The sequence below is a fragment of the Shewanella sp. BJSY2023SW007 genome, from assembly GCF_047314525.1.
GTDB classification, from domain to species: Bacteria; Pseudomonadota; Gammaproteobacteria; order Enterobacterales; family Shewanellaceae; genus Shewanella; species Shewanella chilikensis.
The window spans coordinates 1-21,751 of the sequence record NZ_JBKORL010000075.1; the positions used below are offsets into that span (position 1 = coordinate 1).

The 21,751-nt window shown below is 51.9% G+C and carries 15 protein-coding genes; 6 read left to right on the forward strand and 9 right to left on the reverse strand.

What is annotated here, in order from left to right; translation table 11 throughout:
• From ACMHXE_RS12570 to ACMHXE_RS12580, 3 genes are all read left to right on the forward strand, one after another.
• A partial coding sequence (locus ACMHXE_RS12570) for an IS3 family transposase (protein ID WP_413732415.1) occupies positions 1-133 on the forward strand: 133 nt, incomplete at its 5' end.
• Positions 134-793: 660 nt separating this feature from the next.
• The gene (locus ACMHXE_RS12575; RefSeq protein WP_413732399.1) at positions 794-1,858 is read left to right on the forward strand and encodes a nucleoid-associated protein; all 1,065 of its coding nucleotides are present in this window, start codon (positions 794-796) and stop codon (positions 1,856-1,858) included.
• Entirely contained in the window at positions 1,851-3,146 is a 1,296-nt protein-coding gene (locus ACMHXE_RS12580) for a hypothetical protein (RefSeq protein ID WP_413732401.1), read from the forward strand. The genes ACMHXE_RS12575 and ACMHXE_RS12580 overlap by 8 nt, the downstream gene beginning before the upstream one ends.
• A gap of 272 nt (positions 3,147-3,418) precedes the next feature.
• Here the strand turns inward: ACMHXE_RS12580 and ACMHXE_RS12585 are convergent, their stop codons facing one another.
• Positions 3,419-5,068, reverse strand: a complete 1,650-nt coding sequence (locus tag ACMHXE_RS12585; protein WP_229839801.1) for a ShlB/FhaC/HecB family hemolysin secretion/activation protein — start codon at positions 5,066-5,068, stop codon at positions 3,419-3,421.
• A 156-nt stretch (positions 5,069-5,224) separates the two neighbouring features.
• Positions 5,225-6,445 (reverse strand): threonine/serine ThrE exporter family protein, encoded by a 1,221-nt coding sequence (locus ACMHXE_RS12590; protein ID WP_071237684.1) that lies wholly within the window; start codon positions 6,443-6,445, stop codon positions 5,225-5,227.
• Positions 6,446-6,660: 215 nt separating this feature from the next.
• On the opposite strand from ACMHXE_RS12590, the gene ACMHXE_RS12595 reads away from it, so the two are divergent.
• Positions 6,661-7,065, forward strand: a complete 405-nt coding sequence (locus ACMHXE_RS12595) for an MAPEG family protein (protein WP_039035849.1) — start codon at positions 6,661-6,663, stop codon at positions 7,063-7,065.
• 175 nt (positions 7,066-7,240) lie between these two features.
• Positions 7,241-9,601 carry a YgiQ family radical SAM protein gene (locus ACMHXE_RS12600; protein WP_101056796.1) on the forward strand — a complete coding sequence of 787 codons (2,361 nt, stop codon included), beginning with the start codon at positions 7,241-7,243 and terminating at the stop codon, positions 9,599-9,601.
• A 92-nt stretch (positions 9,602-9,693) separates the two neighbouring features.
• On the opposite strand, the gene ACMHXE_RS12605 is transcribed toward ACMHXE_RS12600, so the two are convergent.
• The 5 genes from ACMHXE_RS12605 to speFL form a co-directional block, all read right to left on the reverse strand.
• Complete coding sequence (locus ACMHXE_RS12605) at positions 9,694-12,402, reverse strand: DEAD/DEAH box helicase (RefSeq protein ID WP_101056795.1); 2,709 nt, start codon at positions 12,400-12,402, stop codon at positions 9,694-9,696.
• Between the two features lie 269 nt (positions 12,403-12,671).
• Positions 12,672-13,826, reverse strand: a complete 1,155-nt coding sequence (locus ACMHXE_RS12610) for a porin (protein WP_101056794.1) — start codon at positions 13,824-13,826, stop codon at positions 12,672-12,674.
• 76 nt (positions 13,827-13,902) lie between these two features.
• Positions 13,903-15,222, reverse strand: coding sequence for a putrescine-ornithine antiporter (gene potE / locus ACMHXE_RS12615; protein ID WP_101056793.1), 1,320 nt, complete (start codon positions 15,220-15,222; stop codon positions 13,903-13,905).
• A gap of 58 nt (positions 15,223-15,280) precedes the next feature.
• A complete protein-coding gene (gene speF / locus ACMHXE_RS12620) occupies positions 15,281-17,446 on the reverse strand; it encodes an ornithine decarboxylase SpeF (RefSeq protein WP_226684834.1) in 2,166 nt (721 codons plus the stop codon).
• Positions 17,447-17,715: 269 nt separating this feature from the next.
• Entirely contained in the window at positions 17,716-17,835 is a 120-nt protein-coding gene (gene speFL, locus ACMHXE_RS12625) for a leader peptide SpeFL (RefSeq protein WP_165564311.1), read from the reverse strand.
• Between the two features lie 420 nt (positions 17,836-18,255).
• Between speFL and ACMHXE_RS12630 the strand changes: the two genes are divergently transcribed.
• Positions 18,256-18,582 (forward strand): YkvA family protein, encoded by a 327-nt coding sequence (locus ACMHXE_RS12630; protein ID WP_224867645.1) that lies wholly within the window; start codon positions 18,256-18,258, stop codon positions 18,580-18,582.
• Between the two features lie 104 nt (positions 18,583-18,686).
• Here the strand turns inward: ACMHXE_RS12630 and ACMHXE_RS12635 are convergent, their stop codons facing one another.
• On the reverse strand, positions 18,687-20,585 hold the full coding sequence (locus ACMHXE_RS12635) for a methyl-accepting chemotaxis protein (protein ID WP_101056791.1): 1,899 nt from the start codon (positions 20,583-20,585) through the stop codon (positions 18,687-18,689).
• 75 nt (positions 20,586-20,660) lie between these two features.
• Positions 20,661-21,719 carry a porin gene (locus ACMHXE_RS12640; RefSeq protein WP_101056790.1) on the reverse strand — a complete coding sequence of 353 codons (1,059 nt, stop codon included), beginning with the start codon at positions 21,717-21,719 and terminating at the stop codon, positions 20,661-20,663.
• Positions 21,720-21,751: the final 32 nt, after the last annotated feature.

Consider the following 21,751-nt stretch of genomic DNA (forward strand, 5'->3'; position numbering starts at 1 on the left):
GCCAATCATGAATCGAGAAACAATGCGTCGGGCTGTGTTTGAATACATCGAGGTTGATTACAATCGAACAAGAAGGCACAGTGCTCTGGGCTATAACAGTCCAGAAAACTACGAACTAAAGAGTGTTGCTTAGTAGCGTGTCCTGTATTAGCGGTGCGGATCATAATAACCTCCTTGTTAAATGCTTAAACAAAGCATAGTCGGAGGCTAACTACCGCGCCATTAACGTTGGGTGTCCATATTCTCTGTTATTGAGTTCGTTGAAGCATTGGAAGGTCCGCTGTTTCCCGAGATAGTTAAGAATCATAACAGATTGACGTATCACGCTAGGGTACTAATGGACTCAGTAGAAATCCCTCCTGAAAACGATAAGGGGAAAAGGTTCTCTCTCCATAGTTTCCGTCACACATTTATAACTAAGGTACAGGAGTGTCGTGTTCCTACTTCACTATTCCAGACGGTTGTTGGTCATGAGAAATCTGAGTTGGGTATATCTAACAGGTATACTCATGATTTTAAGGTTAAGTCATTGTTTTTTTGTGGTTGATTCACTAGATGGATGGTAGGCGTTGTGGGAGTTCTAGTGGAGTTTATATCGAGGTATCTAGTGGTTAACTGAGGGGAAGTCTTTGTTTCGTAGAAATTCCAAAATCAGGTGCAAGATATTGTTTTTAAATGGTTTGTTGTCCAACTCTCAACTCAGATGGAGTTGGTTTCCGTTGATTGATTTTTCTTACCTTATGTAGTGTAATCGTGCTAGCAGCCCTCTTGATAGGAATTTACTAGGAGCCCCATGGACGGAACTATTCACAATCTAATCATTTCATCAATCAAGCGTGATGATAAAAATACCGCCATCTCTAAAACAAGAGATAAAGAAAATGATGTCACCAAGCTATCTGAGAATGTAACCACCAAACTAACTACTTTATTTAAAGGTGGTGGGATGAAGGTGGGGGAGTTTGTCACGGAACCAGAGGAGTCAGCATTTTCAAATTTAATGAAAGGTAGCTTTATTCGTCAAGATAATAGCTTTAAAGAATACAGATTGCTGTCTTCGCGCTTTGCCGAGCTGTTAGCTAGAAAGTTAAATAAAGCTCAGGCGATTAATGCTAAGGATGGTTTTCTTATTACATATTATTATTCTCAGACTTTTGGTGATGAAGAGGTTTACTATCTCTGTATTGTCTTTCTTCATCGTATAGATGGTACAGACATTAATGATGCTGAATTAACCTTTGAGGACATAGAGCGCATTAACTTGGACTCCCTGAATCTTGGGGCTAAAATATGTATTAATGATTGGGTTGCAGGTGAGCCAAGACCTATCTCTTTCAAGCTGGGGAGGGGTACGGGTGATGTTAGACGTTACTTTCAGGATTTTCTGGGGTGCACTGAACCTAGCGATTACAAAGCGGACACATACGCATTAAAAGATGCCATAAATGAGGCATGCGCTCGAATGGGTATCGCACCTGAGAGGGCAGTTATTTTGTGCGAGTCAGCGCAATCTTACTGCAATGACAGATTAAGAAATTACGACGAAGAGCGGGTTAGCCTTGAGGGATTGTCAGCAAACCTATTTATCGAAGAAGAGGAACGTAATCAATTCCTGGAAATAGCTCATGAAGAATTCAAGTTGAGTGACACTATTGGAATTGATAGAAGTGCGCTTAGGTCATTTTCACGAATTCAAGGTGAGAATAAGGATTATAAGCTTAGTTTCAATAAAGGGGCGCTGAATAAATCGGTAATCTTCGACAGAAAGCGTGAAACCCTAACTTTTAGCAATCTCCCTAAAGACATTCTGGACGAGGTTCTAGCGTATTTACCTCCAATAGGAGAGCGGAGTGATTAAGGTAACCCCTCTTGAGGCCAAAGAGATATATGAGGCGCTGTCGCCTACTTGGAGTGAGGCTTCATCATGTCTGGGTGCAGCCGTTGTTTTGAATGATAGCAATTTGGAGCTTATAAAAAGGGCTGCGGATTGTGAACTTGTGGCTGAATTTGCGGGAGTTGTTGGGGCGAGGGTTAAAAGGTCTAAAGAAATAAAGCAATTGTCTTCTGATAATTACGGTGAAACGTTAAATATTTCTTTTAACGTAGACAGTGGTTCGATTAGATTTTTTAAAAGTTTTGACGAATTGATAGCCTCCCATCCAACGGAGAGGCCTGATGGTTTTGTTGTGACTTCGGAGGTGGAGGGGGTAATTTATTATCCTTGTGAAAACCCTTCTGGAAGGCTGATGCACTATTTGGAGGTGCATCGTCTGTGGGCTGCCTTGCTTGAAAAGAGCGATGATGTCACAGCAAATGGATTAACCTTCTTGTATAAGGGTAAGCTCTATCTGAGAGGAGTTTATAGCTCTTCATGCCTTGAAAATGGGTTTGATGGGTTGACAAAATTTCTATCTGTGCTTCAAAAAGACGAACATCACGAGGTGGAGAAAGGGCATATTTTACAAAACACTCTTTATTCATTTCTATACCATGTAAAGGAAGAAGATAAGTTTACCTATCTGCTTAATAATTTCAGTTCATTTAGTCTTAAGTTTGATGAAGCTTATCAGGCGTACTCAGTTGGCTTTTCTTTTGATAAGTTAAGGGCTGAGCATGAAGAGCGTTACAGAGATTACATGGTTAAGGTCAATGACTTGGTGACATCTTCGCTAACTAAGTCACTTGCTATTCCAGCAACCATATTTATCACATCTACTCGCACTCAGGCGATTGCTACCGCTAAATCTGGAGAAACCGTAAGTGAAATTATGGCTGTCAATATTGGGGTGGGATTGGTTGCTTTAATTGTGTCTCTAGTTTTTTCATTAGCAATGATATATGAGTTAAAGTCTATTGAATCAATAAGGCTCGAATATGAAAGTTTGATGGGGAGACTGGAGAAGAAGAGCGAGGATGCGTATAAGGCTATCTCAGATTTTAGAACTAGCATGGCAAGCAAGTTGAGTTATGCAAGACTGGTCCTGCTGTCATTAGTGATTTTCTCTTTTGTTCATGCTGCGGTTTCCTTGTTGTGGGTTGCGTCTAGAACTCAAGGTTGGTCGTTTTTTCTTCCTGTCACTGAAGTGGCGGCGCTTACAGGTGAAGCGGTTAAAGCGTGCTTGGCTTGGGTGCTCAATTTTTTTTAAAGGATTGACATAGTCTAGGATGGTCTCTATCCGATGACTATAGTTTTATGACACCGAGAATTGTATGCCTTGGGTGGTACCAACAAGCTAGCGTTTGGTATTGATGAGTCCAAGGCCAATTCTTGATACCGGTTATGCTGGAATCCCTATATTACGTTTCAATTTTGGGGAGATTTTGAGTGTGTACTTAATCTCATGCACTTAGTCTCGAAGTGAATAAGGTGTACGCATTGGTATACGGCAGAGTTTGCCGCTGGGGTGGCAAAATCAGCCTAGAAACTCTGCTTCACTTGAAAGCGCCATTCCCAGCCGTCCACTTCATCGCCCCGGGTAAAGGGCACGCTGAAATCTATGTGGGCGACATGACCATAACTGGAGCGGGAAGAGTAGACTCTGGCACCTATGCCGACTGAGCCTATGGGGCCTGAGACTTCGTTGTCATTGGCCATGGCACCACCAAGGGCCTGACCGACATCGATAAAGGCGGCCCAGCCCAATTCTGCCAGTTGGTAGAGGTTGATATTGGGGTAATAGCGGATTTCGCCGGTCAGCAGCCATTGATTGTCACCGTGCTGGTAGTCGTTGGGATAACCGCGAATGCCGGTTTCATCCCCCAGGGCAAAGGGACGGTCGATATAGTTGTTGTTGGAGTTGGACAGCCGCGCCTTGGAATAGGCGGTCCACTTGGGGGTGAACTTATAGAAATACTCGGCGGCAACATTCACTTGATAAAAGTCCCGTTGCCGGGTGGCCAGGGTGGCTTCACCGCCAAATGCCAGCAACAGCAGCTCCTTACCCTCAAAATAGCCGCGACTGCTGCGCCAGTTGAGGTGATAGCCCAGGCTATCACTGTCTTTGGTTTCCAGCCCCAGTTTAACGCTGTGATGCCAGCCGAGGTTGAAGTCTTCGTTATAGTTGACCAGGTGAATATTGGTCAGCACCCGAAAGTCATCCTGCAGGTACTCCCATTCTACCCAGGGGTAGAGAAAGTCTCTGTCCTGAGGCAAGGGCTGCTGCGGGTATTGAGGCAGGGCGTGAAAGCTGTGCTTATCCTGGGTAACTCCAAGGCGTAATCTTTGCCGACTCTGGTTCTCTTTGGCGAACATAAAGCCCCAGTAGAGGTTGCGATAGCGGAGCTCTTCATCGAATTCGTTGATGTCGAGGCCGTTTTGGCGAATGGTGTCGATTCTGTCTTCATCCAGATACTCGGCGCCGTAGGCGCGGGTGTCGTCCAGAGTATAGAAAGGCTTGTCGAAATACAGCTGTTTGGCCTGACCATCGCTGTTGTCATAGAAGTTGGCCGCCACAGTGGCATTTTTGATGATGTTCAGCGGCATTTCGAACGCGACTTTGTAGCCGGTTCTGTCCTCGTCGGATTGGTACTTCAAACGGGTGCGGATCCCCAGGCCAAGAATATTGTCGTCTTTCAGCCCTACGGAGAAGCTGTTGTTGCCGCCGCTGCGTCCCAGGCTGATGGTGGGCAGCAGCGACCATTGATCCCAGGTTTCTACCAGCAGGGTTTCGCCATCAGGCTGTTGATCGGCGCTGGGGTCGGCCTTGACCACAGAGACCTTGGCGTCTCTGAGATAGGGCTCACGCCTGAGAATTCGCTGCGCTTCTTCCAACTGCCTTGGGGTCACTTCCTGCCCCTCCTGAATACTGAGGCGATTAAGGATCACCGACTCCCGGGTATTGATATGCAAGGCGTTGGCCCAATTGTGCAGGAAGATGGCATTCTTGGCAGACTCGTCGAAAATCGGGTTGCTGACCACCACAATATTGCCAACCTTGAACCGCTCAGGGAGTGGATTTTGGCCTTGGGAAGACGAGGTGGTGCCATTGCCTGCGGTGCCGGTTTTGGCCAAAACGGAGAGGCTGGCAAACAGGGTTGCCAGAAGCAAGACACTGCGGCTTATTGCCATAGACTGCCTCCTCTCGGTAGTGAATATCGGGCTGATATTCACACTTCAATAACACAACCGAATAGGCGGTTAGTCAAGAAGGCTGGCGAAATAAAGTAATGATTTAGCTTGTAATAAACTATCTTTCCCCGGCGCTAATGCCCACGGCAGCAGCGTTTAGAGGGTGTTTCTCGGCGGCACCACCACGTTGGAGAAGATGAGCCCGGCGATCAGTGACATGAATATCAGAAAGATCTGCGACCCCAGATGCGACTGGTTCAACATGGTTTCACCCGAGATAAGCACATTGAGACCGATATAGGTCTTGGAGCCAGGCACCAGGATGACTATCCCCTGCAGCAGGGCAATGGAGGCCGGTGCCTTCATCCAGCGGGCAAACAGGTTGGCGTAAATACCCACGGCCAGGGCGCCGAAGAAGATCCCCAGAGAATCCCCCAGATAGAGGCCGCCGAACATGGCGGAGAAGAAGGCCACAATACCCGCCAGTACGCCCCAGGGGGCATCTTTGAGCCTGGCCTTGAAGATAAATACCAGCGCCATGGAGAGGATGGGCACCGCCGACCAGATGGCCCAGCGAGGCAGTGGCATGGGTTCGATATAGAGGGATTCTCCGAACAGGGCATTGCCTATTGCCACGCCGAGTACGGCACCGAAGTAGAGCTTGAACAGCAGCATTACCGCATCCATGATCCTCATGGTGCCTGACATAAGATCCCTTGCCGCCAGTTCGGCTAGGCCCAGGGTCAGTGCCAGGCCGGGAATAAAGACGATGATCCCCGACAGCACCACCACAGGGATATTCAGCCCGGCATCCAGTTGCGCCAGGCCACAGGCGGCGAAACCGGCCAGCATGGCGGCTAAAGGCTCCAGCAGTTCGGCCATTCGCCGCGAGCGTTCGGCGCTGAATACCAAACCATAGACCAGCATGCCTATCAAGGCCGACCAGAATACATCATTCCAGCTGCTGCCCATCAGCATGGCAAAGGCGGCGGCCGAGGTGCCAAAGGCACCCAGGGTTAACACAGGGCCATAGGGATTGGGCTTGTTGGCTATCTCATCCAGCCGTTCCAGCGCTTCACTCAGGCTGCGTTGCCCCAGGCTCAGCTCCTGCACTAAAGCGTCGGTGCGGGCCAGCGACCCCAGATCCAGCTCGCCGGGTTTGACCCTGGCAACATGGTTGTATTCCTGATCTGTGTCGTGTTGCAGCACAAAGGTCATCGAAGTGGGGGAGATCAGAAAATAGCCTTCGATGCCGAGCGTCTTGGCCACTGTCTGCAAGTGGGTTTCGAGCCGATAAGCCGGAGTGCCGAACTTATGCAGAGCCTTACCCAACTTGATGATAAAACGGCGCTTTTCAATGAATTCTTGATTATCCACTCGGTTTCCCACTGTGCCCTTGGTTGGACGGACGGTTTTTTGCCCGCGCGGATTCTACAGCAAGGGGGCTGAATCCGGTTAATGACATTTTAAAAATTATTTCCTTTATGTGAGCCTAAGTGCAAGCTTGTTGCGTTAAGGTTGATGCGCACACCTGGATTTTATGGGGCCAATAGGGGCTGAATAGAGAAGGTTAAAAAGGAGAGTTTGAAATTATGTCATTGTTTATATCGGGTTTTTATGCCGCCTTGACGGGACTTTTGGTCTTGGTTTTGGCTTACCGGGTGGTAGGGCTGCGCCGTGCTTACAAGATAGGCCTGGGTGATGGCGGCAACGATGCACTGTATCTGGCCAACCGGGTACACGGTAACCTGCTGGAAAATGCCCCGATAGCCTTGCTGCTTTTGGTGTTGGCCGAAGCCAACGGCATGGCCGGCGTTTGGTTACATCTACTGGGGACGATTTGGCTGGTGGCCAGATTGCTGCATGCCATAGGTCTGACCCAAGGCAAGGGCGGTTACCACCCGGGCCGATTCCTCGGCACCTTGTTCACCTGGATAAGCATACTCGTGCTGGCGCTGTTTAACCTCTGGCAGTATGTGGGGCGCTTGCTGCTCTGAACCCGAGAGAAGCCACAATCCAAGTAGGGCCTTGGCTTGCAGGCACAAGCAAGGGGGATAAATAGTCGGCAGTTGGTGAAAAATCAGTCACACTTAACCCGGTTAGCCTGTTATACTCCGCGGCCCTGAGGCAGCGTGGCTGCCGTGTGTCGAATCCTCTGATGGTCAGTCTCAAATGCAAGTCGAATCCAGCTTATTTCAGTATCCCAAGTATTGGGCCGAGTGTTACGGCACGGCTCCCTTTTTGCCCATGTCCCGCAAGGAGATGGAACAACTGGGATGGGACAGCTGTGATGTGATCCTGGTGACAGGTGATGCCTATGTGGATCACCCCAGTTTTGGCATGGCGGTGATAGGCCGTTTGCTGGAAGCGCAGGGATTCAGAGTGGGGATCATCTCGCAGCCGGATTGGTCCAGCAAAGAGGCTTTTATGAGCCTGGGTAAGCCGAATCTGTTTTTCGGGGTCACTGCAGGCAATATGGATTCGATGATCAACCGTTATACTGCCGATCGTAAACTGCGCCACGACGATGCCTATACCGCAGGCAATGAAGGCGGCAAGCGCCCGGATCGCGCCGTGACTGTTTATACCCAGCGCTGTAAGGAAGCCTTTAAAGAGGTGCCCGTGGTCATAGGCGGTATTGAGGCCAGCCTACGGCGGATTGCCCACTATGACTATTGGTCCGACAAAGTGCGCCGCAGTGTTATTTTTGATGCCAAGGCCGACATCCTGATCTACGGCAATGCCGAGCGGCCGCTGGTGGAAGTGGCGCACCGTCTCGCCAAGGGTGAAACCATGGCGCAGATGCAGAATATCCGCGGCACAGCGGTTATCCGTAAAGAGCCTCTGCCAGAATGGCGCGGCATGGACTCGCGCAAGATAGATCAGTTGCATAAAATTGACCCTATCCCCAATCCCTATGGCGCCGATGATGTCGGCTGCCAGAATTTGTCCGGGCCATCCGACAAGAAGATCTTCGACAACGACGCTCCCAAGCCCATCAGCGTGCAGCCACCCAAGCCACGGCCCTGGGAGCAGACCTATGTGTTGCTGCCGGCCTTCGAGCGGGTGAGTGAAGACAGATACCTGTACGCCCATGCATCGAGGATTTTGCATCAGGAGCAAAACCCAGGTTGTGCCAGAGCCCTGTTCCAGCCCCACGGCGACCGTGGTGTTTGGGTCAACCCACCGGCCTGGCCGCTCAACACAGATGAGATGGATGCGGTATTCGACTTGCCTTATGCCAGGGTGCCACACCCGGTTTACGGCAAGGCCAAGATCCCGGCCTACGACATGATCAAGACCTCAATCAATATCATGCGAGGTTGTTTCGGTGGCTGCTCATTTTGCTCGATAACCGAGCATGAAGGGCGCATTATCCAGAGCCGCTCGAAAGAATCCATTATCAAAGAAATTAAAGATATACAGCAGAAAGTGCCCGGCTTTACCGGGGTGATTTCCGATCTCGGCGGCCCAACGGCCAACATGTATCGTCTCGGCTGCAAGAGCGAAAAGGCCGAAAAGACCTGTCGGCGCTTATCCTGTGTCTTTCCCGGTATTTGTGGCCATTTGGACACAGATCATCAGCACACCATAGATCTTTACCGTGCCGCCCGGGATGTTCCCGGGATCAAGAAGGTACTGATTGCCTCCGGCGTGCGGTATGACCTGGCGATTGAAGATCCTCGTTACGTTAAAGAGCTGGCCAAGCACCATGTGGGTGGCTATCTCAAGATAGCACCGGAACATACCGAAGAGGGGCCTTTATCCAAGATGATGAAGCCAGGTATGGGCACCTACGACAAGTTCAAGGAGCTGTTCGACCAATACTCGGCCGAAGCGGGTAAGCAGCAGTATCTGATCCCCTATTTTATTTCGGCTCACCCGGGCACCACGGACGAGGACATGCTCAACCTGGCGCTGTGGCTCAAGGAGCGTAAGTTCAAGCTGGATCAGGTGCAGAACTTCTACCCATCGCCTATGGCCAATGCCACGACCATCTACCACACAGAGCTGAACTCGTTGAAAAACGTCAAACACAGCAGCGAAGAGGTGCCGGTGGCCAAGAAGGGGCGTCAGCGGCGACTGCACAAGGCCTTGCTGCGCTATCACGACAGCGCAGGTTGGCCGTTGATCCGCGAGGCGCTTATCGCCATGGGGAAACAGCATCTTATCGGCACCGGGCCACAGCATCTGGTGCCCCCGGAAGGCCGCGCCGAAGCCTGGGCCGGTAAGCATAACCGCAAGGGGGCCGACAAGGGTCGCCAGGGACTCACCCGTTTCAGCGACAATCAGTTTGCAGAGCGCAGCGGCAAAGCCGCCAAGGGTAAGCCAACCGAAGGGGCCAAAGGCGGTAACAAGGCCGGAAAAGGCAAGGGCGGCGACCACACAACAACAGGCAAAGTGGCAACAGCTAAAGGCTCCAAGCCCGGCAGTGGCAAAGCCAGACCCGGTGCCAGGCCTGTCTTTGGCCATGCACAAAGCCATGCTCAGGGTAAAAATCAGGGTAAAAGCCAAGGTAAGAAACCCAAGTAAGAACTCAAGCACCAACCATTATCGCTAAAGTGGAAAGTAGGAGCGCTGAGCCAAGGGGCCGCGCTCCCTCCAACACTTCTCAGAGGCTATCCCTAAGTCTCTGCGCCGGATAAGGTCCTTACCTGGCCAAGCTTACTGCGAATGCGCTCGATACAGGCACTGGGATTCTTCAACCAGAGTCCATAGCTGATGGGCAACGTGGGCACCTTGGCCCGCTGCAGTATCTTGTATGTGTCCAGTTCAAAAAAGTCCATCCAGGGGCCGGGAAAGCCGATGAGATCCAGCGCCAGATACTCGCCCTGCCAGCGGCAGAGGATATCCACCTCTGTGCCGGCTAGCTCATAGCCCGGCCAGGTTTCGATATTGTGTCCGGCCAAGGCGTCACAGAGCTGGCGCTGAAACTTATCAAGGTGATCATTTTGCCTGTGCCGAGCATTGAATTGACGGCTGGATTCCAGATAGCGGCGCAGCAGGGAATGACTCGGCAGCTCTTGGGCCGCTACTGAAACAAACAGGTGTTGTTGCTCTCTGGCGCGGGTAATAGCCACATTGAACACATCTTCGCGGTTGAGATATACCGCGGCTCTCTTGCTCTGTGGGTCAACGGCAAATGAGAGATACATAATGTCGCGCTCCTCCCCCTGAAAACCAAAGGGGGTGTCGGCCCGCAGGCGATACTTTTTCAGTTCGGTGGCGGAAAACTGTTTGAACAAAGTATCGGCCAGCGCATCGGCCTGAGCCCTAAAAGGCGATAACACTCCCAGCGACTTGGTCATGCCCGCTTGTTCGCAGCTGTCTATCTGCTGCCTTATCAGGTTGCACAGTGCACTGATTTCAGCCTGGTTGACTCCCTGTTCATTGCGCTCGCCCATCACTGAGTGCAGATGCAGATGGCCGCTGCTGGTACAGGGTCTGTGCTGCATTATCCGCAGTCGCTGCTGATAAAACTGCGAGTTGCTGAAATTGATAAGCTCGGGAGCGCTGCGAAAGTGCTCATCGAGAAAGGCAACCTGCTGCTGGGAGGCTATCTGCTCGGCCACCAGATCCAAAATCGATTTATCGCGATAGCTGCAGATGCCGGGTTGCGCTGTGGACACGCCATGCAGTTGTTGCAACGCCTGCTCTTTGCTGCGGGACAGGAAAGAGATATGCCTGAGCTGCTTGCCATCGCCGACGACCAGTGCCCGTTTGGCCCGAAACAGCGCCGGTAAGGCGCTGGTGATATTGCTCTGGCTGGCTTCATCGAAGATAACCAGATCGAATAGTTCCCGCTGCAGCGGCAATACCTTATGCAGGGTGTTGAGGCTAACCAGCCAGATGGGAAACGCTTGCTGCAACACCTGGTAATCCAAGGTATCGAACAGGGCAAACTGCCGTTGTGAGGTGCGGGAACGAATCGCTTGATTGAAAGTTTGCAGTTGTTGCCTGTGGTTGTTCAGCAAGTCGGCAACCCGGCTGGTTTTGACATTTTGCAGCAACTTGGCCGCCAGCGCCTCCTTGGTTGTCAGACTATCGTTCAACTCATCCAGGGTGTCCCAATGTTGGCTCAGGTTTTCCATGCTGTGGCCAAACAGAGCAAGATAGAGCTGCAATAACCAGCGCCGCTGTGAGCGTTCCAGTTTGTGCAGCCTTTGACCGCGGCGAATGGCGCGGCGCAAAAACTGCAGCAGCCGGCGTTCTGAGTTGTCCAGTTGCCGGTTCAATAAATTGAGCTGGCTTTCCAACTGCTGCGGTGGTGTGTGCTCAAGTGAATGATAGCCGTTCAGCAGATTGCTGAGATAATCTTTGAGCTGTTTCAGGAAGGCCTTTTGTCCCGCTCGCAGGCTGATGTCCTTGAGCCCGAACTGACTCTCAAGCTTGTCGTTGATGACATCGAGCGCATGCTCGTTGTTGGCGACGACCAGCACAGACTCGCCCCGGGCCATATGCTCGGCCGCGACGGCGGCTATGGTATAACTCTTGCCGGTTCCCGGCGGCCCGACAACGCAGCCAAGACTGTGGCCGGCGCCTATCTCCAGCACTTGCTGCTGTGCCCGGGACAGGAGGCAGGGCAGGTACTGGCTTTTGAGCCGGCGCTTGGCTTCGGTCTTGGGTGGCAGTTGTGTTCCCATCAGATTCTGCAGCGGCGCCGAGAGTTCGGCTGCATTCATCATGGCAGAGATCTCATGCAGAATGCCGCGACTGGCGCTGGGGCGTTTCAGAAACACCAGCGCCGATGCCGGCACCAGAGTTAACTTACGCTTGCGGGCCAGGCGGGCGAGGCTGTCATAACCTGTCAGTTTGGGGAATCCCAGCAGCCCCAGGGTATCTATGTTCTGGTGGCTCTGGCTCAACAGCGAGGTCCAGCTGTCGGGGCGCTCGGGAGCTAAGATGGCGTCAAAGCCGGCTTCCATACTGTCTTCCGGCAGCAACAGCCGCAGCAAGGGTTCGCTAATCTGCAGCGCCCCCTCTTTGAGGGAAACATAGAAGCTGCCGTCATCTTCTTCCAACAGGGCTTCTTTAAAAACCAGAGGGCTGAGTACAGTGCGGGTCTGCCCCTCTTCCTTTAACTGGCCGACCACAAAATGGGAAACGTAAAGCAGTTGGCGCTCGCGCTGGTACATGGCGATTCTGGGCAGGAGCTGCGCCCCGGCTTCATGGGCGATTGGCTGTCTTGGCAGGAAGCCTGAAAGCAGCGAATCCTCGCCCTCAATAAACAGCCTGTCTTCCTGGTTTAGTTTGCCAAGGTGCCACAGATTAAGGTCGACACAATCTTCCTTATAGCAATCCTGGTAGTAAGCGAGTAATGGTTTGGCGGGCATGACCTTGACTACTTTTTTGCGTTGGCGCGGCTGCGTCCACTGAAGCCGCGGGATGGCAAGTATCCTAACGGTTTAGGCGTAAGCTTTCCAGAAATGCGCCTTGATGCCGGTCGTTTTGAGTGGAGCCTGGGGGGCATATCTCCCGCCAAACTTTTCGGTTTTAAGTAAAAAAAGACCACCCTGGAAGGAAGTGGGCAGGGTGGCCGAGCGTGCCTGGCAAAAGGAGGTTGCCAGCAATGGAGCGGGAGTGTGCCGCTATAGAAGTTCAGTTAAAAGAAGTAGTTGATCCCCACGGCGAAGTTATTGTCCTGGGCGGCATCTTCGGCCGGGTCATCCATGTCGCTGAAGTCCAGCTTGGCCTCAAAGAACATCACAGTGTCTTTGCTGTATCTGTAGTGCAGACCCAGCATGGCAAATTGGCGACGCCAGTTCCCTTGAATGGCACTGTGCTGATCTGTATCCAGATCCAGGTAGCTCAGCATGGCAATGGGCACAAAGCCGTTGTCGTATTGGTAGGCTAGCATCAGCTCGGCGCCGGTGGCGTCGTACAGTTCACCGCCAACCAGTTCGTTGTTGTCACTCTTGTGGGCGTTGAAACCCACATACAAACCGCTGGCTTCACGGTTGGGCGCATAGTGATAATAGTCACCATACATGGCACCTATGCCTATTATCTGGTTGGTCACCTTGAGTTCGCTGCCTTCCAGGTGGCCGTCGATATCACCACGGTTGAAGCCGGCCAGCAGCTTGAACTTGTCGGTGACGCTGTAGGTCAGGCTGGCACCGTAGCTGGAATCAAAGTCCAGTTCAGAGTTGGCCAGTGGTTCGCCGTTGCTGTCCTGTACCGAGACCTCACCATCTTGCTTGGCGGCGTATTGCAGTGCCAGATGCAGCGGGCCAAAGTCATTGCGGTATTGGAATGCGGCATCGGCGCGTCCGGTACCCGTCAGGCCACCATCACCGAAGGTGTAAGCGCCGACGGCATAACCGGCCACGACATTGGGTAAGTCTGTAGTACCGGCCACATCATAATAGGCGCCCCACTGCTTCCCGAAGGTCAGGCTACCCCAGGTATCGTGGGACAGACCGACATAACCCAGGCGGTTGTTAAGGAAATCATCGGTTTTCTCTGCGGCGAGTCTGCCGCCCTGTAGCACCAGATTGTCATCACTGGTGACCATATTGATGCCCCATTCGGTGACGGCATAGGCGGTCCAGCCGTTGCGCTCTTTACGCTCGAAGCTCAAACGTATTCTTGACGTGTCGTCAATTACCGAGGTCTCGTGGCCATCATTGTAGGCGGCGAAACCCAGCCAGCCGCTGATGCCAAAGCTATTGCTGTCATCCTTGTACAGCTCGATTGCCTGGGCTGAGCCGCAGAGCAGCAGCGCAGGGATTGCCAGCGCCAGTATTGTCTTGTTCATAGTCCACCTCATCCAATATTGTTATTGATTTAACTTTTGGGTGGCGCGCACGCTGGGGTGTGCACGCCCGTACGCCTTAAGCGTGTTTCAATTGCTGTTTGGCATTTTTGTTGGAGATGACGCCGAACAGGGTCCAACCGAAGAAGGTGGCGATAGACCCCAGCATCACGGCGGTTTCCCCTGAGCTATAGAGGGCATAGAAGCTGTACAGGGCACCAATTACGGCCATAAAGTTGGCAATTCGGGCTTGTTTTACAGGGATATTCAATTGCTTTTGCATCACACCCAGAGCCGCCATGGAAAGGATGTAAGGGATGATGTTGGTGACCACGGCCAGGTTAACCAGCGCCTCAAACTGTTTGCTCAGTGAGGGACTGATGGTCATCAGTGACAGTACGGTTTGTACCGAAACGATGATCAGCATGCCGACAACCGGGGCGTCTTTCTTGGTCACCTTGGAGAAGGCTTTAGGGAAGAAACCTTCATCGGCAGATGACTTGAACACCTGGGCGATGGTGAACTGCCAACCCAGCAGGGAACCGGTACAAGAGATGATGGCGCAGGCCATGACGATGGAACCAATAGTAGGGTTGAACATTTGCGCAAAGGCCAGCCCGAAAGGTGCGTTGGACAGCGCCAGCTCACCGTTGGGCACAATACCGGCGATCACGTTGGTAGAGATGATGTAGATAACCGCTGCACCTATGGTGCCGCCCATTACCGCGATAGGCACGTTTTTCTCTGGGTTCTCTACTGCTTCAGAGTTGGCACAGGCAGATTCCAATCCCAGGAAGGCCCACAGTGTCATGGCGATTGAGCCACCCAGAGCCTTGAAGAATGGCATGTCGTGGGGGTTCCATGCTGCCTTGTACAGGTCTAAGTCGAACCAGTACCAACCTATGATGGATACCCCGATAACCGGAATGATGATCCCCCATACTGTGATACTGGATACCTGACCTGTGATGCGGGCACCACCGAAGTTGGCCACAGTGGCCAACCAGAGCACGCCTATGGTGGACAGACAGATGGCTATGGGGCTGAGTTCGACACCGAACAGCACGGCACCATAACCCACGGCGGAAATCGCGATGGCCACGTTGGCGATCAGCAGAGATACCGCGTAGGTATAGTTGGCCATAAAGTTGCCACTGCGACCGAAGGCGTACTCGGCATAACCGCCCATACCACCGGATTTTTTGCTGAACATACCGCACTTGGCGAAGGCGTAGGCCAATGCCGTTGAACCTGCTGCTGTCACCAACCAGGACAGAATTGAAATCGTTCCCACCTGAGCCAGCTGGGTTGGCAGCATAATGATACCTGAGCCCATCATGTTCACTATGGTGAGTATGGTTAACTGAACCACGCCAATTTTATTATTTGCTTTGCTCATAATTATTTACCTAAGTCATGTTGCCAGGTGGCGGGGCGCCATGCCCCGCCGCTTATGGTTAAGCTTTCAGGACATAGCCCATGGCCTGTTGCCGGCCTTCAGGGGTTTGTTCCAGATACACACCCTGCAGCTCAGGTGAGAAACCCGGCAGCAGATTGATCCCTTCTTCCAGGGCGAGGAAGTAACGTTGAACCGCGCCGCCCCAAATCTCGCCGGGAACCACACAGAGCACTCCCGGTGGGTAAGGCAGGGCGCCTTCGGCCGCGATGCGACCTTCCACCTGTGACAGGGGCACCAGCTCCACATTGCCGCGGATAAACTCTATGTTGGCTTCCTGTGGGTTCATCACGGCTTTGGGGAAGTGGACCTGACGGAACATCTCTTTTTGCAGCTGTTTCACATCATGACTGACATAGAGGTCATGCATCTCCTGACACAGCTGACGTATGGTGTAACCCTGATAGCGTTCCTTGTTGGCGTTGTAGACATTGGGCAGCACTTCAGACAGCGGCGCATCTTCATCGACCAGCTTCTCGAAGCGGGCAATCTGAGATACCAGATGCTGCATCTTGGCCATGTTTTCGGCCGGGGTGATCAGGAACAGAATCGAGTTGAGGTCGCACTTCTCCGGAATGATGTTATTTTCACGCAGGAAGTTGGCCAGAATCGTCGCCGGAATACCGAAGTTGGTGTATTTGCCGGTTTCGGCATCGATACCCGGAGTCGTCAGCAGGAACTTACAAGGGTCGACGAAGTATTGGCCTTTCTCGTATCCCTCGAAGGCATGCCATTTCTGACCGGGTTCGAATTCGAAGAAGCGCAGGTCATCGGCCATCTGTTCGGTCTCATGATCCTGCCATGGGGTGCCTTCTATCATTGGTGGAATGAAGGGCTTGATATATTTGCATTTTTTCAGCAGCAGTTTACGGGCTTCGATACCGGCTTTCACCGCTTCACGCCACAGGAAGCGGCCGCTGGCGCCTTCGTGCATCTTGGCGTTGACATCCAGGGCGGCAAACAGCGGATAGAAGGGGCTGGTGGAGGCGTGCAACATAAAGGCGTTGTTGAAACGTTTATGGTTGCAGTATCTGTCCTGGCCCTTGATATGGCTGTCTTTCTTGTGGATTTGCGAGGTTTGTGAGAAACCGGCCTGCTGTTTGTGCACCGACTGGGTCACCAGGATCCCCGGATCTTCTTCAGTCAGCTCCAGCAACAGCGGTGAGCAGTCGTTCATCATGGGGATAAACTGCTCATAGCCCACCCAGGCGGAGTCAAACAGTATGTAGTCACACAGGTGGCCTATCTTGTCCACGACCTGACGGGCGTTATATATGGTGCCGTCGTAGGTACCCAGCTGGATCACCGCCAGACGGAAGGGGCGCTTGGCATCGGCGCGGCTGGGGTCAACTTTGCGCACTTCTTCGCGCAGATAGTTTTCGCTGAAACAATGGGCGTCGATACCGCCGATAAAGCCGAAGGGGTTACGGGCAGTTTCCAGATAAACCGGGGTAGCACCGGCCTGGATCAGCGCGCCGTGGTGGTTTGACTTATGGTTATTGCGGTCAAACAGTACCAGATCGCCTTTGGTCAGCAGCGCATTACACACAACCTTGTTGGAGGCTGAAGTACCGTTGAGGACAAAGTAAGTCTTGTCGGCATTGAATACCTTGGCGGCATGCTTCTGGGCATCACAGGGGGCGCCTTCGTGGATCAGCAGGTCGCCCAGTCTGACGTCGGCGTTACACATGTCGGCGCGGAATACTGTTTCACCAAAGAAATCAAAAAACTGGCGACCAACCGGGTGCTTGCGGAAGAACTGGCCGCCTTGGTGTCCTGGGCAGGCAAAGGTGGAGTTACCCATGTCGACATACTTTTTCAGCGTGCCGAAGAAAGGAGGCAGCAGCGCTTGCTCATATTTATTGAGTGCAGTTTCTACCTGTTTGCCGTAAAACGCGGTACTGCTGCTGGCGCAAAGCTCGAATACGCCGGTAATGGCAGAGCAGATATCATCCGGGAAGGTTTCTTCACAACATACGGCGACGAAAATGGGTAGCTTCAGGCCTGTATTATTGATTTTGTCGACTATGCCGTTATTAACGTCAGTGACTGAAACAACCACGGCACCAATATCGCAAAAATCGGTAGTTAATACGTTGACAACTTCTCTTTCAGTATCAAAACAAGAACGAACAGATAAACTTGCTGCAATTTTTAATGATTTCATAAAATAACCTTATTTAAAAAAGTCAGCAGGGCTCGTATCGGAAAATAAATTCCAATATTAAAATTTAGATAAAGTCAGCCCTGGGCTGGTATATTCAAGCAGCGATATTTATGTAAGGCGTAGAGATACCATGACGAATGCTTCGCCAGAGAAAAGGTATCAGAAAGCCTTACCGTTACGCGTGCAGGATATTACCGGCCGAGTAAAAGCAACTAATTGTATGTAATGGGGATACTAAGGAGATGGATGCGCGGAGCAGCCTATCTCCATTAGTTGGAGAGGGCTATTGCAGGGAAAAAGAAAGAGTGGTCAAAATAATCACGATGGGTCGGCATCATGATATGTCGGGTGCGCCTTATATGCGCCATGATTTTAGACTTTCTCTTCATATACAACTCCGTTACGTCTAGAGAAAAGCACTGGTGATAACTTAATGGCGAGTTTATATCTAGCCAAAAAATAAAAATATGAGCCAAGTCATACTTCTAATTAGTTGTTAAGAAATGTATCTGAGTGATTTAAAAAATTATTGTTTTTAATAGCTTGTATTAAAAATTTACACTTTATAGTTATATTTGGTGTAGATAATTAATGAGATGGTAATTGTCTGGGTTAAATATTTATGTGGCACGATCTATTAATCATGGCTTTTTATCTAATTTCACCGAATTAATATTCGGCTAGCCAAGGTTGTTGCACAAAGGTAAATAAGTGGGTTGATTATTCCAATAATGACTCTTTTGAGTGATGCTTGACGTTAGCCAGGTCAGGGTTGAATACTGTCCTTTTTATTGGTTGTGGAGAGTGAGATGGAACAAGAGCAGTACAGTGACAGTGGTTTTTGGGCCAAGCTCAAGGATTACGCCAAGCAGGCAGGTCGGGAAGTCGTCCAGAAGGCGCTCTGGTTATACTATGCAGCCCAAAGGCCAGATACCCCAAAATGGGCCAAAGCCGCGATATTTGGTGCCTTGGCCTATTTTATTACTCCTTTGGATGCCATTCCGGATCTGACCCCGTTAGTGGGTTTCAGTGATGATCTCGGTGCCTTGGCGGCGGCACTTGCCATGGTGAGTTTTTATGTGAACGCCGAGGTGAAACAGGAAGCCGATCAGACGCTGAAGCGTTGGTTTGACTAAGCGAGTACTCTTAAGCCGGTTTTACACTAAACCTTGCTTAAGGGGTTGTTCCAGTCACAGTTGGGAAAGGGGGCTTCGGGTGAAAGCCCCCGTGATCTACTGGTTTAACTGAGTTTAAATTGCCCCACAATCTGTTCCAGCTGTTGGTTGGCGGTGGCCAGATTGACGGTTTCGTTACGGCTGGCTTCACCGCTGCGAGCCAGCTCGTTGGCCATTTCGCAGATAGCGCTCATGTTACGGGTAATCTCCGCTGAGACCGAGCTTTGCTCTTCGGCGGCGGTGGCTATCTGGGTATTGAGGTCGTTAATCTGATTGACCGACCCGCCTATGGTATCGAGATCTGTGGCGACTCTCTCTGTGGTTTTGGCCGTTTCCAGGCAGGTCTGTTTGGTTTTCTCCATCGAGTGGATCGCACTATTGGATGCCTCTCTGAGGTTGTTCAGCGTCACCTCAATTTCTGCGGTGCTGTCCTGGGTGCGCGCCGCCAGAGCTCTGACTTCATCGGCCACCACGGCGAATCCTCGTCCCTGCTCACCGGCTCGCGCCGCCTCAATGGCTGCGTTGAGCGCCAGTAGGTTGGTCTGATCCGCGATGTCGCCGATGACCTTCAACACTTGAGTGATATTGGTAGTATCCCGGTCGATTTGACCTATCTGCTCTGCAGTATCCTCGACTTCCCTGACCAGGCGATTGACAGTTTCGGTCGCCTCGGCAACCACTTGTTTGGATGCCAGAGCCTGTTTGTTGGTCAACTGAGTAAAGGAAGCGGTTGTGCTGCCATTTTGGGCGACATCGTTGGCCGTGGCGCTCATCTCTTCCACCGCCGCGACAATCTGTTCCGTTTCTTTGGTGTGCGCCGACAATATCTGGCGATTGGTCTCAGTTTCTGTGTTGAGCCGTTCAACACCGCCTGAGATGTGTGTCGAGGCCTGCATGACTTCCTGCATCATGGCTTGCAGGTTAGCGATAAACTGATTGATCCCCTGGGAAATTTGCCCCAGATCATCTTGGCTCTGTATCTCGAGCCGTTTGGTGAGATCGCCATTGCCTTTCGACAACTCGGTGACCATCTCCTTGAGAGACAAGATAGGGCGATAAAGCAGAGAAAGTACCCCGAGCAAGATGGTGATGGCACATAGCAACATGATGGCAGAAGAGATGACAGCGTTTCTCAGCGCCTGATCCACAACAGCATAGGCGCTCGACTTATCCACGCTGATGAACAGATACCACTGTTTGCCGTTGACCAAAGGAATTGCTTTCGAGAAGGCGAGCTTATCAATGCCATCGATATTATATTCCTGCATCATCTCATCATTGCCAAGCAGCTTCTGCTCCACCTGGGGGAGGCCAAAATCGGTAAAGTGGCTGCCGGTAACCAATTTGGGAGACTCCGAAGCCAGCACTTTACCTGTCTGATCCGTGATCAGGGCCACCGCCCCCGGATAATCTATCGCGCTAACCACCTTATGAAGATAGGTGAGTTCTATGTCGCCCAGAACCACGCCATTGCCCAAGTTTTTCAAGATGGAGATCACCTTGTTGCCGGTGCCATCATCGGTATAGATATCGGTGACATCGAGCTGGTTGGTGGCCTTCCCTTGTTGATACCAGGGGCGTGTTCTGGGGTCGTATTTCCCCGGAATCGCTTTGCCGTTAAACCACTTATCGCTGGTTTCTGTGGAATAGGCGCTGCCGTCATCGAAGCCGAAGTAGATGCGGGCAACCCCGGTGAGATCTGTGGTGAGGCGCGCCGTGCTGGCGTAGCTGTCCCGATAGCTCCCTTGGTGGTAGTGCCGGGCCAGTTGCTCCATTGCCTGGGCTTTGGCGCCAAACCAGGTGGCGACTTTGGCGGACTCATTGCGGGTAACGCTTGTGAGTTTGTCGTTGACCCCGGCGATGGTGGCCTCTTTGATTTGGATATAGGAGAGCCAGTTTGAGATCAACAGGCTAAGGACGACTAAAGTGACCATAGAGGCCACGAGTGATTTCTTAAATCCCATTTGTTGCTAACTCCATGATATGCGCTGAATAGAAGAGGCCGGAGTCGGCCTCTTCTGGAGGGCGTCTGGTTAGGGTTAGCCTTTCCAATTCAGATCGAAGTCGTAGCGAATGCCGAAGGCAATGCTCTTGTCGGTGGCGCGTTGTTCGTTGTCTTGCTGCAGATATTCAAGGTGCAAGCGCACATTGCTGGCAGGATTCCATTCCAGGGTGGTGTTGAAACCCTGATAATCCAGGCTGATATCGGACTCCAGTCCATCATCGAAACGGAAGTAGCCCAGCTTGAGTTTGTAGTCCTGCGACAGGGGAATCGCCAGTGCGGCGTCCAGGGTGCTGCCGTCCCTGTCTTCGCTGCCTGTCAATTGATAGTCCTTGTACTGGTAGGCGAGCGCCAGATAGATGCCGTTGTCGAAGCTGTAGGCCACAGCGGCGGCGCTGGTCTTATCTTTGCCGGTTTTCAGCTCACCTTCGAAATTGTCCTGTTCCAGATAGCTGACCCCCAAATGCAAGCCCTGCCAGTCAAATCCCAGACCGGCGTTGATTGCATCGGCGCCGCTGTTATCGCCCTCACCATCGAAGCGTGCCGAGGCCATCAGGGTAAAGTGCTGCAGTTTGAACTGATACAGCGCCAGATTGTCGGCGAAGAAGGGGCTTTCCTGGTTGTAGGCAAACGGGCTGTTGGCGTTGTTGAATATGTCTGTATATTCGGCAACCAGGGTGTATTGCACCGGCCGTTGGCGGCCGAAGCTGAGCTGACCATAGGGGGAATCCACCCCGGCAAATGCCAGCCGGGCATCGCCGAAGCTGCCATCACCATTGAGATTGATTTTCCATTCACCTTGAGCCAGCAATGCCCAACCAGGGGCAAATTCGGTGCGACCCTTGACGCCGATACGGGACAGGGCATCACCCACATCCCATTCATCTGTGATGTCACTGTCGCTGTAAACCAGGGTAGGGCGCAGTGAACCATAGAGGCTGAAGCTGGTGTTTTGGGCACTGGAGCTGACTTGTTGCTGTTCCAGACGCTTTAGACGCTGATCGAGCTCTTGCCAATCGTTGTTGCTGCCATTGTCTGCTGCCATTGCTGTCAGCGGCAGGGTACAACCGAGTAAACACAGGGTAGATGTTCTCATCTGTTTGTCCCTCATTTGGGTATAAGGATCCC

Excerpts from the sequence above, each read along its gene's own strand:
- ACMHXE_RS12595 (WP_039035849.1), top strand. The coding sequence starts at position 6,661 with ATGTCATTGTTTATATCGGGTTTTTATGCCGCCTTGACGGGACTTTTG.
- ACMHXE_RS12610 (WP_101056794.1), bottom strand. The coding sequence starts at position 13,826 with ATGAACAAGACAATACTGGCGCTGGCAATCCCTGCGCTGCTGCTCTGC.
- ACMHXE_RS12600 (WP_101056796.1), top strand. The coding sequence starts at position 7,241 with ATGCAAGTCGAATCCAGCTTATTTCAGTATCCCAAGTATTGGGCCGAG.
- ACMHXE_RS12640 (WP_101056790.1), bottom strand. The coding sequence starts at position 21,719 with ATGAGAACATCTACCCTGTGTTTACTCGGTTGTACCCTGCCGCTGACA.
- ACMHXE_RS12575 (WP_413732399.1), top strand. The coding sequence starts at position 794 with ATGGACGGAACTATTCACAATCTAATCATTTCATCAATCAAGCGTGAT.
- ACMHXE_RS12635 (WP_101056791.1), bottom strand. The coding sequence starts at position 20,585 with ATGGGATTTAAGAAATCACTCGTGGCCTCTATGGTCACTTTAGTCGTC.
- potE (WP_101056793.1), bottom strand. The coding sequence starts at position 15,222 with ATGAGCAAAGCAAATAATAAAATTGGCGTGGTTCAGTTAACCATACTC.
- speFL (WP_165564311.1), bottom strand. The coding sequence starts at position 17,835 with ATGAAGAGAAAGTCTAAAATCATGGCGCATATAAGGCGCACCCGACAT.
- ACMHXE_RS12585 (WP_229839801.1), bottom strand. The coding sequence starts at position 5,068 with ATGGCAATAAGCCGCAGTGTCTTGCTTCTGGCAACCCTGTTTGCCAGC.
- speF (WP_226684834.1), bottom strand. The coding sequence starts at position 17,446 with ATGAAATCATTAAAAATTGCAGCAAGTTTATCTGTTCGTTCTTGTTTT.
- ACMHXE_RS12605 (WP_101056795.1), bottom strand. The coding sequence starts at position 12,402 with ATGCCCGCCAAACCATTACTCGCTTACTACCAGGATTGCTATAAGGAA.
- ACMHXE_RS12630 (WP_224867645.1), top strand. The coding sequence starts at position 18,256 with ATGGAACAAGAGCAGTACAGTGACAGTGGTTTTTGGGCCAAGCTCAAG.